A 14,753-nucleotide genomic window follows, 5' to 3' on the forward strand; every position below is an offset into this window, starting at 1 on the left:
CCGCGCGGGGCGCCGGCCGGACCACCGCTCCGTTCCCCCCGCCCGCAGCGGGGGAGCCGTGCGTCACCGGACGACCGATAACGAAAGAAAACCGCGCCCCCATACGGTCCTGGCGACCCGCCGATATCCGATCCCGAGAGCGAGACCATGGACGGGACACCCCTTTCCGACACAGCCGGCCTGCATCGCCGCAGTATCCTCGGCCTCGGCGCGGCTGCGGCCCCCGCCCTGCTGGGGCTCTCCGCGCCCCGGGCACGGGCCGCCGACGCGCCCGCCGTCCGCTCGTCCGGCGTCCGCTCGTCCGCCGCGGTCGGCGGTCTGCACGAGGCGAGCCTCACCGAGCTGCGGGACCGGCTGGCCGGCGGGAAGCTCACCTCGGTGGCGCTGACGCGGTTCTACCTGGACCGGATCGCCGAACTGAACCACCGGGGCCCGGCCCTGCACGCTGTCCTGGAGACCAACCCGGACGCCCTCGAACTCGCCGCCACGCTGGACGCGGAACGCCGCGCGGGCAAGCTCCGCGGACCGCTGCACGGCATCCCGCTGCTGATCAAGGACAACATCGACACCGCGGACAAGATGCACACCAGCAGCGGCTTGCGGGCACTGCTGGGCGTCCGTCCCGCACAGGACGCCACGGTCGTCGCCCGGCTGCGTGCGGCCGGCGCCGTGCTGCTGGGCAAGGGCAACCTGACCTCGCCGGTCAGCGGTTCGAGCGGCTACAGCCAGCGTGGCGGCCAGACCCGCAACCCGTACAAGCTCGACCGTTCGCCGAACGGCTCCAGCGCGGGTCCCGCGGTGGCCACCGCGGCCGGTCTGTGCGCCGGAGCCATCGGGACCGAGACGATCGGCTCGCTCCTGGGGCCCGCGGGAGCCAACGGTGTGGTCGGCATCCGGCCCACGACCGGGCTCACCAGCCGCACCGGCATGTTCCCCGGTTCCCGCAGCATCGACACCATCGGACCGCTGTGCCGCACCGTGGCCGACGCGGCGCTGCTGCTCGGCGTGCTCACAGGGGTCGATCCCACCGATGCGGCCACCGCGGCGAGCGAAGGCCACTTCCGCCGGGACTACACCCCCTGCCTCAAGCCGGGTGGTCTGCGCGGCGCTCGGATAGGCGTCGTCAGGGAGGTCTTCGCCGGCTACAGCCCGCACGCCGACAGCGTGCTGGCACAGGCCATCGAGGTGCTCAAGGAAGCGGGTGCGACGGTCGTCGACCACGCCGACATCCCCACCGCCCAACAGCTGACGGGGGATTTCCCGGCGGCGCTCACGCTCCAGCTGACCGAGATGAAGCACGATTTCGAGCAGTACCTGGCCCGGACGCCGGGGACGCATCCGCGCAGCCTGGCCGAGCTGATCGCGTACAACAAGGACCACGCGGACACCGAGTTGGCGTACTTCGGGCAGAGCGTGCTGGAAATGCTGGCCGCCTACCCGGGGAAGCCGTCGGACGCCGCGTACAAGCAGGCGGTCACCACGGTGCGCCGGGTGGCCGGGGACGAGGGCGTCGACGCGGCGCTGCAAAAGCACCGGGTGGACGCGCTGCTGATGCCGACCGGCGCGCCGTCCTGGAAGATCGACATGATCAACGGTGACCCCCCGATCATGGGCAGCGCCCTCGCCGTGGGCTTCGCCGGCTACCCGGCGATCAGCGTGCCGGCCGGGTTCGTCCACGGGTTGCCGGTGGGCGTCACCTTCGCCGGCCCGGCGTGGAGCGAACCCGCCCTGATCCGCTTCGCGCACTCCTTCGAGTCCGCCCACCCGGTCCGGCGCGCCCCGGCCTTCACACCGGCGAGCGTCGGACTGTGAACCGTACGCGGGGCACGGGGCACCAGGGCCGCGCCATGAAGGCGCGGCGGCACGACGACGGCTCTCTCCAGTACTGGCGGTGATCTCCATGACTTCCCCCACAGCGGTCGTGAGCGGCGGCACCCGGGGCATCGGGCTGGCCCTGAGCCTGCGGCTCACCGCGCTCGGATACCGGGTGATCGCCCCCTACCGGAGCGACAAGGAGGCGGCGCGGCAGGCAGAGGCCGCGGGCGAGGGCCGTATCGAGGCGCTGTGCCTCGACGTGGCGGACGCGACGTCGGTACGCGAGGGCTGCCGCCGCATCCTGGACGAGTACGGCGCTCCCGAGGTGCTGGTCAACAACGCGGGCCGCAACCGGGACCGGCCCTTCGCCGAACTCACCGACGAGGACTGGGACGAGGTGCTGGCCACGAACCTGTCCGGTCCCTTCCGGATGTGCCGTGCCCTGGCCCCCGCGATGGTGGCCGCCGGACGCGGCACGATCGTCAACATCGGTTCGACGACGGCGATCCGCCCCCGCCGCGACGGCGCCAACTACTGCGCCAGCAAGGCCGGCCTGCTGCATCTGACCAAGTGCCTGGCGCTGGAACTCGCCCCGACGGTCCGCGTCAACGCCCTGATTCCCGGCTTCACCGACACCCCCGAGGTAACCGAGCGGTACGGCCTGGACGTACCGGAGAAACGGGAGGCGATCGTGCGCAGCATTCCACGGAACCGCATCGGCACGACCGCGGACATCGCGGACGCGCTGGAGTTCCTGGTCGCCTCCGGAAGTTCCTACATCACCGGGCAGCAACTGATCGTGGACGGCGGTCATTTCATGGGCTGAGGCCGATGAGCACGATGGCGTCCGGTTCCGTGAAACGAGTATGTGAGGTAGCGACAAGAATGCAACTGACGCAGAAGCAGATCGACGAATACCGTGAGAACGGCTTCCTGTTCTTCGAGTCTCTGCTGGACCAGCGGGAAACAGACTGCCTGCGCGAGGCACTTCAGCGGGACTGCGCCGTCCCCGGCCCCCAGCTCATACGTGAGGAGGAGAGCGACGAGGTCCGGGCCGTCTACGCCTCGCACCACCGGCAACCGGAGTTCGCCGCGCTCATGCGGGACCCGCGCGTCCTGGAACCGGCCAGGCAACTGCTGACGGACGACGTCTACATCTACCAGTTCAAGATCAACACCAAGCCCGCCTTCGGCGGCGAGAAGTGGTCCTGGCACCAGGACTACGCCGCCTGGCGGATCGCCGACGGGCTGCCGGCCCCGCGCCTGATCAACGTCGGCCTGTTCCTCGACGACGTGGACGAGTTCAACGGACCCGTCATCTACCTCCCCGGCTCGCACCGCGCCGGGCTCGTGCGCGACGACCGCGACACCTCCGCCAAATCGGAACAGCACCTCGACCCCGACGACATCTCGCTCACCGCGCAGCAACTGGCGGAACTCACCGAGCGCAGCGGCATGGTGAGCCCGAAGGGCCCGGCCGGCTCCGTGATCCTCTTCTCCCCGGAGATCGTGCACGGCTCCGCGCCGAACATGTCGCCGTTCCCGCGCCGGCTCCTCATCGCCACCTACAACGACTGCGCGAACGCCCCCACGCGGGAGGGCGAGCCGCGCCCCGAGTACGTCGTGTGCCGCGACACCCGGCCGCTGCGCAGCCTCGATTCCTCCTTCCTCGGCGAGTTCGGGGCGGTGGCGGCGTGAGCGGGACGCGTGATGCCGCGCGGAGCCGGGCGGTCGTGCTGGAAGAGTTCGGCAAACCGCTGACGGTGCGCGAGTTCGGCATCCCGTCGCCTCCCGAGGGCGGCATGACCGTGGACTGCGCCTACGGCGGGATCTGCGGCACGGACCTGCACCTCCGGGAAGGACACCTGGACATCCCCACGCCCCTGGTCCTCGGCCACGAGGGCCTGGGCACGGTGCGGGAGCTGGCCGAGGGCGTCACCCACGACTCGACCGGCGCCGCACTACGGCCGGGGGACACCGTGATGTGGGCCTCGTCCATTGCCTGCGGCCGGTGCGTCCCCTGCGCGCAGCACCGCGAACCCACCCTGTGCCGGAACCGCCGCACCTACGGGGTCAACCGCTCACTGGACGACGGGCCGGCCCTGAACGGGGCCTGGGCCCAGCAGATCGCGCTGCGCGCGGGCACCACCGTCGTGCGTCTCGACGACGGCACCGACCCGCTGGCCGCGATGTCGCTGGCCTGCGCCGGTCCCACCGTCGTCCACGCGCTGTACGAGCGGCGCCCGGTCCGCCTCGGTGAGGTCGTCGTCGTACAGGGCAGCGGCCCGGTCGGGCTCGCGGCGGCTGCGCTGAGCCGACTCGCGGGCGCGTCGAAGGTGATCATCGTCGGTGGGCCCGCGGGCCGGCTGGAGGCCGCCGCGGCGGCGGGCATCGGCGACGTCCACCTGAACATCGCCGACGCCGAGGACACCGACCAGCTCCTGGACCAGGTGCGGACGGCGACCGGCGGGGACGGGGCCGACCTGGTCATCGAATGCGCCGGAGTGCCCAACGCCGTCGCGCAGGGGCTGCGGCTCGCCCGCAGGGGAGGCTCCTACCTCATCATCGGCCAGTACACGGACGCGGGCGACACCCTCCTCAACCCGCACCAGATCGTGTACCGCCAGCTCGACGTGGTCGGCTCCTGGGCCTTCACCGGCGCCCACCTGGCCGAGTACGTGAAGCTGCTCCCGGCACTCACCGCGCGCTTCGGCCTGCGCGATCTGGTGACGTCGTATCCGCTGGACGAGCACGCCGCGGCGCTGGCGGCCGTCGGCGAAGGAACGGTGATCAAGGCGGTTCTCGCCAGCTGACACCGCCGCACCGGACAGTCCCAGCTCAGCCATGGTCTGAGCTGGGCTTTCCGTGTTCCGGGTGGGGGCTCACTCGGTGCGGCATACGTGCCGGGGCGGTTCGGCGGTCCGGACGACCGGGAAGGCTTACCAGCCGCGGGATCCGTCGGTCATCTCTCGCAGGAGATCGGCGTGGCCGGCATGCCGGTTCGTCTCCGCGAGCTGGTGACACAGGGCCCAGCGCAACGAGTAATCACCGCCCACCTGTGCGCCCGTGCTGTCCAGGTCCAACGAAGCGATGATTTCGTCGCTGGTGTCGCAGGCCGCCCGGTAGGCCGCGATCAGACGGTCCGGCCCTTCGTCGGCTTCGAGCCGCCAGTCGCCATCGGGATCGTCCTCGCTGAACGGCATGGGGAGTTCGAGCCCGCCCAACACGTTGGCGAACCAGTGGTTTTCGCCGGTCGCCAAGTGCTTGAGAATTCCGCCCAGAGATATCCCGGATGCGACGTGTGCGCGCCCCAGGTCCTTCTCTTCCAGGCCGGCCGCCTTCGCGATCACGGTGGTCCGGGCGAATTCGAGGAAGCCCCGCAGCATGTCCTTCTCACCCAGCTGATGAGCGGGAATCCTGCGTCCCTCCGTATCGAGGGCGACTGGTACGTGCAGTGACATATGGCTCCTTGCAGTCCCATCGTGGTTTCATCGGTGCTCTTCATCCACTGATACGTGGCTTGTGAGAATGTGGGCGCTCTGTCTGTTCGCCCGTGGGTGTCGATGTCGTCCGTTCCGTTGATTCCGGACGGTTCCGGGCGCACCAGAGGAGCGCGGCGACCGTGAGGGCCAGCGGCCAGATCATGTACCACCCGGTGAGCACGAGCAGGATGACGATGATCGCGAGTGACACCGTGGCGGCGGCCGTGCCCCACCGGGTGCTGTGGCGCAGCAGGCGGGCGCCCGCGGCCGAACCGAGGGCGTAGACGGCGCCCAGGCACGCCGTGGTGCTCAGTACCAGGGGTTGTACGTCCGACTGCGCGATGGCGGCGGCGATGAAGACGGCTCCCGAGATCGCCGCGACGACCGACAGGCTGCGCCGGGGCAAGCCGCCTGCTTCGGCGCCCCTTCCGAGTGCGCGGGGCAGTGCACCGTCGCGGGCCAGGGCGGCTCCGAGCTTGGCCGTGCCGGCGATGTAGGCGTTCATGGTGCCGAGTGTGGTGAGGACCGCGATCACGCCGGCGAGAATCGTGCCGAACGGCCCGAAACCGAGTGCCAGCAGGGAAGCCAGCGAGGTCGCCGTCGTTCCGGAAGCACTGCCGAGCGCCAGCACCGTGATGGTCGCCAGGCCCAGGTACAGAACACCGATGGTGAGCAGCGCTCCGACGGTCGCCCGCTTGATGTCGCGCCGCGGATGGGCGAATTCGGCGGACAGGTGCGTGACGGTCTCCCACCCCGTGAACGACCACACGAGAAGTGCCGCGGCCGGCCCGATCGCCGGCCAGCCGTGCGGAGCGAAGGGCCGCAGGTTCGCCGGGTCCGCGTACGGGAGTGCCACCAGGATGCCCAGGACGAGCAGGAGGGCCAGGGAGCCCGACAGGACGAGCTGGACGCGTCCGGACACCCGTACGCCGAAGGCGTTGGCCAGGAAGCCCACCATGAGCAGACCTGCCGCGTAGCCGGCCGACGCCGCCCAGCCGCCGCCGGTGCTCCGTTCCAGATAGGACGCGCCGAAGAAGGCCAGCGCAGGGATGCCCACGGGGGCACCCAGATAGAACCACCAGCCGACAACTGTGGCGGTGCGGCCTCCGAATGCCCGGCGCACATACGTCGAGACACCTCCGGAGTCGGGGTGCCGGGCAGCCAGTGCCGCGAAGGTGCCGGCGAGCGGAACGGACAGGAAGACGAGCGCGAACCAGGCCACCAGAGACGCGGGACCGGCCGCCTTCGCGGTCAAGCCGGGGAGCGCGAGGACCCCTGTCCCCAGTACCGCTCCCACATACAAAGCGGTGCCCTGGGCGAGGTTGAGCCTTCCAGGGGGAACCGGTCCCTGTCGGTCGTCGCCGGCCTGTAGGGCCTGCGTGGTGCGCGTCATCCGTCCTCCTTGAGTGCGCTCTTCACGCTATGGCGGTCACCCGCCCGCACCACAGGGGAACTTGTAAGCATCCGGGGCTCGTGGGTATGCAAAGCCACGTATCTTTGCCCAATGGCTATGGATTTGAAAGCGTCCCTGGATGCGACCGACTGGCAGATACTGGGTGAATTGCAGGCCAACGCCCGCATCACCTTCAGTGAGCTGGGGCGACGTGTCGCCCTGACGCCACCGGCAGTCACCGAGCGGGTCAGGCGCCTGGAGCAGTGCGGGATCATCGAGGGGTACCGGACGCGGGTCAACCTGCCCGCACTAGGACTCCCGATCCTGGCCTTCGTCAACATCGTCTTCCCCGGCGGCAACTACCGGGACTACGTCCGCATCTTCAATGACCGCCCGGAGATCCTGGAGTGCCACCATGTGACCGGCAGTGACTGCTTCGTCGCCAAAGTGGCGGCCCGCTCGATGGGCCACCTGGAGGAAGTCACCGCGAGCATCACGAAGATCGGCTCCATCACGACGACGATCGTGTACTCGACCAGCGTGAGCGACCGAGTGATCACCCGCGACATGGTCGGGCCCCTCGCCCACCCTCACCTTGAGGGCGAACAGGCTTCCTAGGGCGGTGGCCGGGAGGGTTTACCGGCCTGCTCGTTGTACTGCCGACCTGCCCGGCACTCAGTTCCCCAAGGCACTCAGCCGCCCGGCCCCGTCATCATGGGCGGCCGTACCGCCGGTTCGAGCAGCGACAACTTCCGCTGCTGCGCATCCAGGCCGACGTGGATGCCGACCGGCATCGGCAGATTCGGGCCGGCATGCCCGAACTCGACGTTTCCCAGGACCGGGATGTCGCGGTCGCCGAGGACATCGAGGACTATCTCGGGGAGGGTCGGGGACCCGTGGGCCCCGAGTCCGCCGATCTCGCGCGGAACACCCACGACCATGCCGGAGATCCGATCGAGGATGCCGCGATGCCGCAGTACCTGGAGATAGCTCCACACATGCGCTGCTTGGCCGCCCATCTCGTCCCAGAACAGCACGGCGCCGTCGAACCGTTCGAGCGGCAGCGCGAAACGCGTCGCCTGCGCCAGCACGATGCGATTGAGCACCCCGCCGATCAGCCGGCCCTCGGTACGACCCGCACGCCAGCACTCCCACGACGGGCTGACGGGCAACGCGCCGATCGCCTCCGTACCGGTCAGCAGCGCCGTGTAGAGCCTCTCCAGTTCCGCTCTACGCGCTGCGGGCGCAGCCTGCCACGCCCCGCCGAGGCCGGGCGTGGCCAAGTCGGCATGGAACCCAACCAGACCCGTGCGCGCGTGGAGCACCAGATGCAGCAGCGAGATGTCGCTGTAGCCGAGGATCGGCTTGGGATCGGCGGTGATCGCGTCGACGTCGATCAGGTCGAGGTAGCCGAGCACCGTCTGGCCGCCGTCATGCGCGATGATCGCGCGCACCTCGGGATCACGCAGAAGAGCATTGAACTCCTCGGCGATCTCCGCCGGCGGGGCGGCGCTCCACCAATGGTGTCGCCCCGCTTCCAGCAGCGGTGCCCGGCGCACGCGGAATCCCATCCGCTCCAGCACGGCCACCGACCGTTCGAGGTCCGGCACGCGATCGATATCGAGCGGGCCGGACAGTGATGCGATGACGACGAGATCTCCCGGCGCCAGGGCCCGAGGCCGAAGCGGTCGAAGCGGTGCAGCGCAGATCATCGACGCAGTATCCCGACACCCGCAACAACACGCGACACATTTACCGGCTGAGTGATCACCAGAAGGCAGTCTCCGTCGATGGAGGCCAGTAAGCATCGTCGCCCGGCGGCAGTGCACCGAGGGCAGCATGGAGGAGCTCTACTGGGCGCCGACCGCGTCCGCTCAGGAGTGGTCGGCGTGGAGCACGGCAGGCCGCCCGCGTGGTGCCAGCCGGGACCCGATCAGCAGGGCGAGACCGGCGAGGTTGACCGTGAGCAGGATGATGCCTTGCTCCCCGACGAGGTACCAGGCGTGGGAGCCGGTGGTGGCCGGAGCGAGTGCGCCCTGAATCACGGCGTTCCATACGGCGTGGTAGGCGACGCAGGGCCACACGCTGCCCGAGGACAGGCGCAGGTGACAGATCATCTGGTTCTGCAACAGGATCGACAGCGCGAACAGCAGCGCGATCACGAGTGTCGAGCCGCCGCTGTCGGCCAGGTACACACCGCCGAGGATGATCGGCATGTGCCACAGTGCCCAGATGACGCCGGTGACCAGGACCGGGCGGGGCACCTCGGCCTTCACCAGCCGCGTCAGCATATAGCCGCGCCAGCCCAGTTCCTCACCGAGCGCGGACAGCAGTCCGTAGAGCCCGCCCAGCACCCACACCAGCAGGACCGCGAGCGTCACCTGCGCCGCCGGGGGACCGGGCAGGTCGATTCCGAGCAGGGCGGGGGACTCGACCAGGTTCACCAGGTGCGTCGACCAGCCGATGACGTACGTGATCACCGAGATGGCACAGGGGTACACCGCACCGAGGACGATCGCCCGTCGCGCGGAGACCGGCCGCAGCCGCCAGGCGATGTCGTGGAAGCCCTCCCGTCGCACCAGCCGGGTGACGATCGAGGCGGCGGCCGGCGCGAACATTCCCAGCAGAAGCCAGGGCATCTGCCGACCGGTGGCGATGGCGAACGCGTGCGGAATGCCGGTGAAGATGACGAGGAGTACGAAGAACGTTCTCAGCCCGCCGAGGGCGGCGCGTCGGCGCTCCTGGCCATTCCGCTCGGATTCGGGTTCGGGTTCGGGTTTGGGTTCGGGTTTGGGTTCCGGTTCGGCCGGGTGAACCGTCTGGTCGTGCATGATCCGGCGTTCCTCGTTCCTTGGGGTGCTGCCTTCGCTGTGACGTCGTCAGCCTGCTCGGTGGCCGGGGTCCGGCGCATCGCGCGCAGGTCGACAGTTCGGGCTCCGGCTTTTGGCCGAGGCTTCGACCTTTGGCGGCCAACCTCCGACCTTCGGTGGAGACGAGTCCCCGGCCTTCGGGGGAGCCGAGCACCCTGACCGGCCAGGGGGTGTCATTCGCCCCGTAGCATGCGCAACGTGATGTTGCTGAAGGCCGCCGACCGCGCCGTACCGGTCGGCGAGCAGGGTGCCGAAGCTGGTGGGGCGCCACGGGGTGGGGCGCCACGGGGTGGGGCGCCGCAGGGTGGGGCGCCGCAGGGTGGGGCCGGCCGCCTGCTCGGGATGGCTCGGCTGGGCAATCGCGTGCTCACCTCACTCGGTCTGCACGGCACGTTCCGCCGCGACTGCGCGCTGGCCGTACTGGCGGCCTGCGGCTCCTGGGGACTGTTCGCGCTGTCACTGACCGGCCCCGAGCAGCCGGGAGACATGGTCGGCCGGCATGCCGGCGCGATCACCGCGCTGCTGGTCGTGCAGGCCCTCGCACTGTGCTTCCGGCGCCGCCGTCCGGCCGCCTGCCTGTATACGGTGGTCGCGTTCCAACTGCTGGTGATGCTTCTGCTGGACCCCTGGGACGCGATCCGTACCCCGCCCCAGCTCATCGCCGCCTACACCGTCGGCAGCCTTCTTCCGCCCGGCGCCGCGGCTGTCCTGGTCGCCGCGGGTGTGCTCGCCGAGACCGCCGGATACGTCGCGGTCCACTTCCTCTTCGGCGCCGACGCGGTGGCCGGCCCCGAATTCGCCGACCGATGGGGCGCGATGCTTCCGCTCGTCGGTGAGCAAGCCGTCGCCGCCGCGCTCGTCTACGGCGTCGCGGCCATGGTCGGCGCCCAGTTCGCGGTTCAGCGGCGCTATACGGCGCTGGCCCGGCTGCGCGAGCGGGAGGCGGCGGAGAATCAGCGGTCACGGCAGGCGGAGGCCGTCGGCCGGGAACGTGCCCGGATGGCGCGCGAACTGCACGACATAGCGGCGCACCACCTGTCCGGCCTGGTGATCCAGGCCGCCGTGCTGGAGCGGATGATCGACAACGACCCCGCCGCAGCCAGACAGACCGCGACCTGGATCCGGAGCCAGGGCCGGGAGACGCTGGACGATCTGCGGCTCGTCGTCGGGGTGCTGCGTGGATCCAGGCTCGGGGACGACGGTGGGATCGGCGGGGCCGGTGGGACTGGTGGGATCGGTGGAACTGGTGGGATCGGTGAGACCGGTGCCGACGCCAGAGCTCCGGTTCCGGGACTGGCGGTGCTGGACCACCTCGTGACCACCGTCCGGGAGCTGGGCACCCCCGTCGAACTCGTGCGCGCCGGAGGTGTCCGGGAGTTGCCTCCGGTCGCCGACGTCACGTTCTACCGGGTGGCGCAGGAAGCGCTGTCCAACGTCCGTGACCACGCGCCGGGTGCTTTCACCCGGATCACTGTCGATCACCGGCCCGCCGAGACGGTCCTGTCGGTGGTCAACGACGCGGTGTCGCCGCGCCCCCGGGCGCGGCGGGAGCACAGCGGATTCGGCCTGGCCGGGATGGGGGAGCGGGCGGACCTCATCGGCGCGGTGTTCGACGCGGGACCGACCGGCTCCGGCGGCTGGAGAGTCCGGCTTGCGCTGCGGATCGGCACAGCGGATGGCAGCGGCGCGAAGGGAAAGTCGTGATCAAGGTGTTGCTGGCCGACGACCAGCTGATGGTACGGGCCGGTTTCCGTTACATCCTGGAACACGCGGACGGTATCGAGGTGGTCGGCGAGGCCACCAACGGTCCCGCCGCGGTGGACATGGCGCACCGGCTCGTACCGGACGTCGTGTGCATGGACGTGCGGATGCCCGGCGGCGATGGGATCGAGGCCACCCGCGCGATCGTCTCGGCCGGGCCGCACCCGCCGTCGGTGCTCGTGGTGACCACCTTCGACCTGGACGACTACGTGTTCGGCGCGCTCGAAGCCGGAGCCGGCGGCTTCCTTCTGAAGGACGCCGCCCCCGACGACCTCGTCGATGCCGTCCGACGCCTCGCCGGGGGCCAGGGTCTCCTCGACCAGGCCGTCACCCGGCGGGTCATCACCGAGTTCGCCCGCCGCCGTACGCCCGCGAGTGACGTACCGCGCCCGCCCGGCCACGCGCTCACCGGCCGCGAGACCGAGGTTCTCCGGCTCCTGGCCCGGGGACTGTCCAACGCGGAGATCGCCGACGAGATGGTGGTCGAAACCAGCACGGTGAAATCCCACCTCGGACGTGCCATGAACAAGATCGGCGTCCGGGACCGCGTGCAGGCCGTCATCTGGGCCTATCAGCACGGCATGGTCCCGTAGGGTCCCGTAGCTAACCGGCTCCCGCTCTCACCCAGAGGAATGGCCGCATGGGCGGCTACGTGTACGGGACCTTCGTCATGAAGGGCGCGGGGGCGTGGCGGCGCGGCGCCTACGGCGTGCCGGTCAGCCCGCCCATCAGGTCGAACATCTGGGGTGGGGTCAGCGGGGCGGCGGGAAGCGGACCTCGGGCCGCTTCCGCGCGGAGCCCGTCCAGCAGGAAGGCCACGTGGCGGCGCCAGGCGTCGGGCGCCGCGTCCGTGGTGGCGCGAGCCAGCAGCGCGTGGGTGCCGAAGACGAGCAGAAGGTCCTCGGCGGTGAAGTCGGGGCGGAGCGTTCCGGCCCGGCAGGCGCGTTCGACGATGCGTGTGGTGGCGTCCAGTGTCCGGTCGCAGACGGCCATCAGTTGCTCGGCACGCGGGTAGCGGCCGCTGACGACGTCGGCGACCGCGGGGTCGGTGCTCTGCAGTTCGCAGACCTTCTCGACGTAGAACGCGAATCCGTCCCAGGCGTCCTCGAAGGACAGTGCGTGCTCGGCGACCTTGCCCAGACGGCCCGAGGCCAGGTCGGTCACCACCTCGTCGATGAGCGCCTCGCGGGAGCCGAAGAGGTTGTAGAGCGTGCCGTGGCTCACGCCGGCCCGGCGCGCGATCTCCTTCAGAGGCACGTCGAGGCCGCGCTCCTGGAAGAGCTCCGCGGCGGCCGCCCGCAGCTTCTCCGCATTCCTTTGCGCGTCGGCCCGCATCCGGTGGTTCCTCCTGGGGTCTGGGGTTTGGGGGTTGGTGTCTGGCGTTTGGCGTTGGCGTTTGGCTTCTGGCCCCCGGGGCCTGAGGCCTGGAGCCCGGCATTGAGGCGTCCATGGTCCCACCCGTAGGTGCATCGTCCGGTCACCGGACGGGTGGTGGTGCCGCGACCTCCGGTCCAGCACCTAACTTGACCCCAAGGTCAAGTTAGGTGCTATCGTTCGGGCATAAGTTGACCGGGCGGTCAAGAAATTCACCGTAGCAAGGAGCAGACCATGTCCAAAGTGATCGCCGTCTTCGGTGCCGGCACCGGCCTGGGGGCGTCCGTGGCCCGCCGCTTCGGGCGCGAGGGCTTCCGTGTGGCCCTGGTGGCCCGCCGCAAGGCCCCGCTGGACGCACTCGCCGAAGAACTCGCCGGTGAAGGCGTCGAGGCGGTCGCCTTCACCGCCGATCTCTCCCGGCCCGCCGAGGTACCCGCCCTCGTCGGCGCGATCCGTGACCGCTTCGGCCGGATCGACGTGGCGGCATACGGGCCGATCAGCGGCGACCAGGGCTTCACCCCGGCCGCCGAACTGGACGCGGCCACGCTGCAGGGCCTGGTCCCGCTGCTGCTGCTCACCCCGGTCGAGGTGGTCCGGGCCCTGCTGCCGGAGTGGACCGAGCGCGGCGACGGCGCCTTCCTGCTGGCCCAGGGCTACTCGGCGGCGCGGCCGATGCCCCACCTCAGCGGCCTGGGGCCGGTCATGGCCGCCACCCGCAACTACCTGTACTCCCTCAACGCCGAACTGGCAGACAAGGGCATCTACGCCGGTGCCCTGACCGTCGCGGCCCTGATCGCCCGCAGCGAGGTCACCGCCAAGGCCCAGGCCGCCTTCGAGGCTGCCGACGGGCCGAGCCACCCGGTCGTCGACCCCGACGACCTCGCCGAGCACTACTGGAACATGTACACCGAACGGGACCGCGTCGAGCAATTCCACCCCGAGTCGCTGCCTCCGCAAGCTGCGGCGTAGCTCCGCTGCTCATTCGCTGCTCATTCGCGTCATGCACCGTGGTTCTCGTCAGTCACCGGATTGACAGCGATTGACAGCAACAGCGAGCGAGAGCAAGAGGCACAGGTACCTGCCATGGCACTTGAGATTCCTGACTTCGAGTACACCCGGCTGCCGGGCACGAATGACGTACAGCTGAACGTCGCGGTGGGTGGCAGCGGCAGCCCGGTCGTACTGCTGCACGGCTTTCCCGAGACCCACCTGATGTGGCGGCACGTCGCCCGGAAGCTGGCCACCGGTCACACGGTGATCGTCCCTGACCTGCGTGGCTACGGTGCGAGCGACAAACCGCAGGCCACCGACGAGGACGTCTACTCCAAGCGGACCATGGCCGCCGACATCGTCTCGGTCGCCGCACAACTGGGCCACGAGCAGTTCGCCCTGGTCGGCCACGACCGTGGCGCCCTCGTCGCCTTCCGGGCGGGCCTGGACCACCCGGAGAACATCACGCACCTGGGCATCCTGGACGTCGTGCCGACGCTGGACATGTGGAACGTGCTGCGGGGCCGCTCCGCGGCGGTCGGCTACCACCTGTTCCTCATGGCGCAGCCCGCCGGCCTGCCGGAGACGATGATCTCCAACAGCGCGGATGCGTTCTTCGGCTCGTTCCTCGACGCCTGGGCCAAGGACCCGGCGGCGATTCCGGACGATGTGCGCGCCGAGTACCTGCGGGCGAGCAGTGGTGCGGTGGACTCGATCGTCGCCGACTACCGTGCTTCGGCCGGCATCGACGTGGCCCAGGACCAGGCGGACTTCGACGCCGGCTCGCAGTTCGCGATGCCCGTCACCGTGATGCAGCAGGACTGGGGCTCGCAGCTCGGCTACGACGCCTCGCAGGTGTGGCGGGCTTGGGCACCTGACCTGGATCACCGTCTCACCCAGGCGGGTCACTTCATGGCGGAGGAGGCTCCCGACGAGGTCGCGGCGGCCATCCGTGACCTGCTGGCCCGCTGACACCGCCGAGCTACGGCGCCGCTCGCGTACGGCGCCGCTCGCGTACGGCGGCGCTCGCGTACGGCGCCGTGTGCGACGGCTCGGCTGCTGCGACCT

Annotated in this window: 14 protein-coding genes; 9 read left to right on the plus strand and 5 right to left on the minus strand. The window is 70.2% G+C overall.

The features are described from left to right. The first annotated feature begins 147 nt into the window (after positions 1 to 147). The 4 genes from A6A06_RS08135 (at position 148) to A6A06_RS08150 (ending at position 4,628) form a co-directional block, all read left to right on the plus strand. Positions 148 to 1,812: an amidase gene (locus A6A06_RS08135; RefSeq protein WP_073760500.1), complete on the plus strand. Its 1,665-nt coding sequence runs from the start codon at positions 148 to 150 to the stop codon at positions 1,810 to 1,812. 88 nt (positions 1,813 to 1,900) lie between these two features. Then, positions 1,901 to 2,641 (plus strand): SDR family NAD(P)-dependent oxidoreductase, encoded by a 741-nt coding sequence (locus A6A06_RS08140; protein WP_073760501.1) that lies wholly within the window; start codon positions 1,901 to 1,903, stop codon positions 2,639 to 2,641. Positions 2,642 to 2,700: 59 nt separating this feature from the next. Further along, complete coding sequence (locus A6A06_RS08145) at positions 2,701 to 3,513, plus strand: phytanoyl-CoA dioxygenase family protein (protein ID WP_073760502.1); 813 nt, start codon at positions 2,701 to 2,703, stop codon at positions 3,511 to 3,513. Next, positions 3,510 to 4,628, plus strand: coding sequence for a zinc-binding dehydrogenase (locus A6A06_RS08150; RefSeq protein ID WP_073760503.1), 1,119 nt, complete (start codon positions 3,510 to 3,512; stop codon positions 4,626 to 4,628). The genes A6A06_RS08145 and A6A06_RS08150 overlap by 4 nt, the downstream gene beginning before the upstream one ends. Before the next feature lie 126 nt (positions 4,629 to 4,754). Here A6A06_RS08150 and A6A06_RS08155 read toward each other — a convergent pair whose 3' ends face one another. Then, complete coding sequence (locus tag A6A06_RS08155) at positions 4,755 to 5,276, minus strand: DinB family protein (protein WP_079193877.1); 522 nt, start codon at positions 5,274 to 5,276, stop codon at positions 4,755 to 4,757. Positions 5,277 to 5,316: 40 nt separating this feature from the next. Continuing rightward, positions 5,317 to 6,690, minus strand: a complete 1,374-nt coding sequence (locus tag A6A06_RS08160; protein WP_073760504.1) for an APC family permease — start codon at positions 6,688 to 6,690, stop codon at positions 5,317 to 5,319. A gap of 111 nt (positions 6,691 to 6,801) precedes the next feature. On the opposite strand from A6A06_RS08160, the gene A6A06_RS08165 reads away from it, so the two are divergent. Continuing rightward, positions 6,802 to 7,308, plus strand: a complete 507-nt coding sequence (locus A6A06_RS08165) for an Lrp/AsnC family transcriptional regulator (RefSeq protein WP_242440632.1) — start codon at positions 6,802 to 6,804, stop codon at positions 7,306 to 7,308. 74 nt (positions 7,309 to 7,382) lie between these two features. On the opposite strand, the gene A6A06_RS08170 is transcribed toward A6A06_RS08165, so the two are convergent. Together A6A06_RS08170 and A6A06_RS08175 are read right to left on the minus strand one after the other, a co-directional pair. Continuing rightward, the gene (locus A6A06_RS08170) at positions 7,383 to 8,402 is read right to left on the minus strand and encodes a S66 peptidase family protein (RefSeq protein ID WP_073760505.1); all 1,020 of its coding nucleotides are present in this window, start codon (positions 8,400 to 8,402) and stop codon (positions 7,383 to 7,385) included. A 162-nt stretch (positions 8,403 to 8,564) separates the two neighbouring features. Beyond that, the gene (locus A6A06_RS08175; protein ID WP_073760506.1) at positions 8,565 to 9,521 is read right to left on the minus strand and encodes a CPBP family intramembrane glutamic endopeptidase; all 957 of its coding nucleotides are present in this window, start codon (positions 9,519 to 9,521) and stop codon (positions 8,565 to 8,567) included. 240 nt (positions 9,522 to 9,761) lie between these two features. Between A6A06_RS08175 and A6A06_RS08180 the strand changes: the two genes are divergently transcribed. Continuing rightward, positions 9,762 to 11,264, plus strand: coding sequence for a sensor histidine kinase (locus tag A6A06_RS08180; protein WP_242440642.1), 1,503 nt, complete (start codon positions 9,762 to 9,764; stop codon positions 11,262 to 11,264). Next, positions 11,261 to 11,914, plus strand: a complete 654-nt coding sequence (locus tag A6A06_RS08185) for a response regulator (protein ID WP_073760508.1) — start codon at positions 11,261 to 11,263, stop codon at positions 11,912 to 11,914. The genes A6A06_RS08180 and A6A06_RS08185 overlap by 4 nt, the downstream gene beginning before the upstream one ends. A 109-nt stretch (positions 11,915 to 12,023) precedes the next feature. On the opposite strand, the gene A6A06_RS08190 is transcribed toward A6A06_RS08185, so the two are convergent. Beyond that, entirely contained in the window at positions 12,024 to 12,656 is a 633-nt protein-coding gene (locus A6A06_RS08190) for a TetR/AcrR family transcriptional regulator (protein ID WP_073760509.1), read from the minus strand. A 273-nt stretch (positions 12,657 to 12,929) separates the two neighbouring features. On the opposite strand from A6A06_RS08190, the gene A6A06_RS08195 reads away from it, so the two are divergent. Further along, positions 12,930 to 13,664 carry an SDR family NAD(P)-dependent oxidoreductase gene (locus A6A06_RS08195; RefSeq protein WP_073760510.1) on the plus strand — a complete coding sequence of 245 codons (735 nt, stop codon included), beginning with the start codon at positions 12,930 to 12,932 and terminating at the stop codon, positions 13,662 to 13,664. 114 nt (positions 13,665 to 13,778) lie between these two features. Beyond that, positions 13,779 to 14,657: an alpha/beta fold hydrolase gene (locus A6A06_RS08200; RefSeq protein ID WP_073760511.1), complete on the plus strand. Its 879-nt coding sequence runs from the start codon at positions 13,779 to 13,781 to the stop codon at positions 14,655 to 14,657. The last annotated feature ends 96 nt before the right edge of the window (positions 14,658 to 14,753 follow it).

The organism is Streptomyces sp. CB02923 (assembly GCF_001905005.1).
Classification (GTDB): domain Bacteria; phylum Actinomycetota; class Actinomycetes; order Streptomycetales; family Streptomycetaceae; genus Streptomyces.

What these genes read in the sequence shown, in the direction of transcription:
- A6A06_RS08160 (WP_073760504.1), bottom strand. Translation starts at nt 6,690, where the DNA reads ATGACGCGCACCACGCAGGCCCTACAGGCCGGCGACGACCGACAGGGA.
- A6A06_RS08135 (WP_073760500.1), top strand. Translation starts at nt 148, where the DNA reads ATGGACGGGACACCCCTTTCCGACACAGCCGGCCTGCATCGCCGCAGT.
- A6A06_RS08165 (WP_242440632.1), top strand. Translation starts at nt 6,802, where the DNA reads ATGGCTATGGATTTGAAAGCGTCCCTGGATGCGACCGACTGGCAGATA.
- A6A06_RS08200 (WP_073760511.1), top strand. Translation starts at nt 13,779, where the DNA reads ATGGCACTTGAGATTCCTGACTTCGAGTACACCCGGCTGCCGGGCACG.
- A6A06_RS08155 (WP_079193877.1), bottom strand. Translation starts at nt 5,276, where the DNA reads ATGTCACTGCACGTACCAGTCGCCCTCGATACGGAGGGACGCAGGATT.
- A6A06_RS08140 (WP_073760501.1), top strand. Translation starts at nt 1,901, where the DNA reads ATGACTTCCCCCACAGCGGTCGTGAGCGGCGGCACCCGGGGCATCGGG.
- A6A06_RS08195 (WP_073760510.1), top strand. Translation starts at nt 12,930, where the DNA reads ATGTCCAAAGTGATCGCCGTCTTCGGTGCCGGCACCGGCCTGGGGGCG.
- A6A06_RS08175 (WP_073760506.1), bottom strand. Translation starts at nt 9,521, where the DNA reads ATGCACGACCAGACGGTTCACCCGGCCGAACCGGAACCCAAACCCGAA.
- A6A06_RS08180 (WP_242440642.1), top strand. Translation starts at nt 9,762, where the DNA reads ATGTTGCTGAAGGCCGCCGACCGCGCCGTACCGGTCGGCGAGCAGGGT.
- A6A06_RS08190 (WP_073760509.1), bottom strand. Translation starts at nt 12,656, where the DNA reads ATGCGGGCCGACGCGCAAAGGAATGCGGAGAAGCTGCGGGCGGCCGCC.
- A6A06_RS08170 (WP_073760505.1), bottom strand. Translation starts at nt 8,402, where the DNA reads ATGATCTGCGCTGCACCGCTTCGACCGCTTCGGCCTCGGGCCCTGGCG.
- A6A06_RS08145 (WP_073760502.1), top strand. Translation starts at nt 2,701, where the DNA reads ATGCAACTGACGCAGAAGCAGATCGACGAATACCGTGAGAACGGCTTC.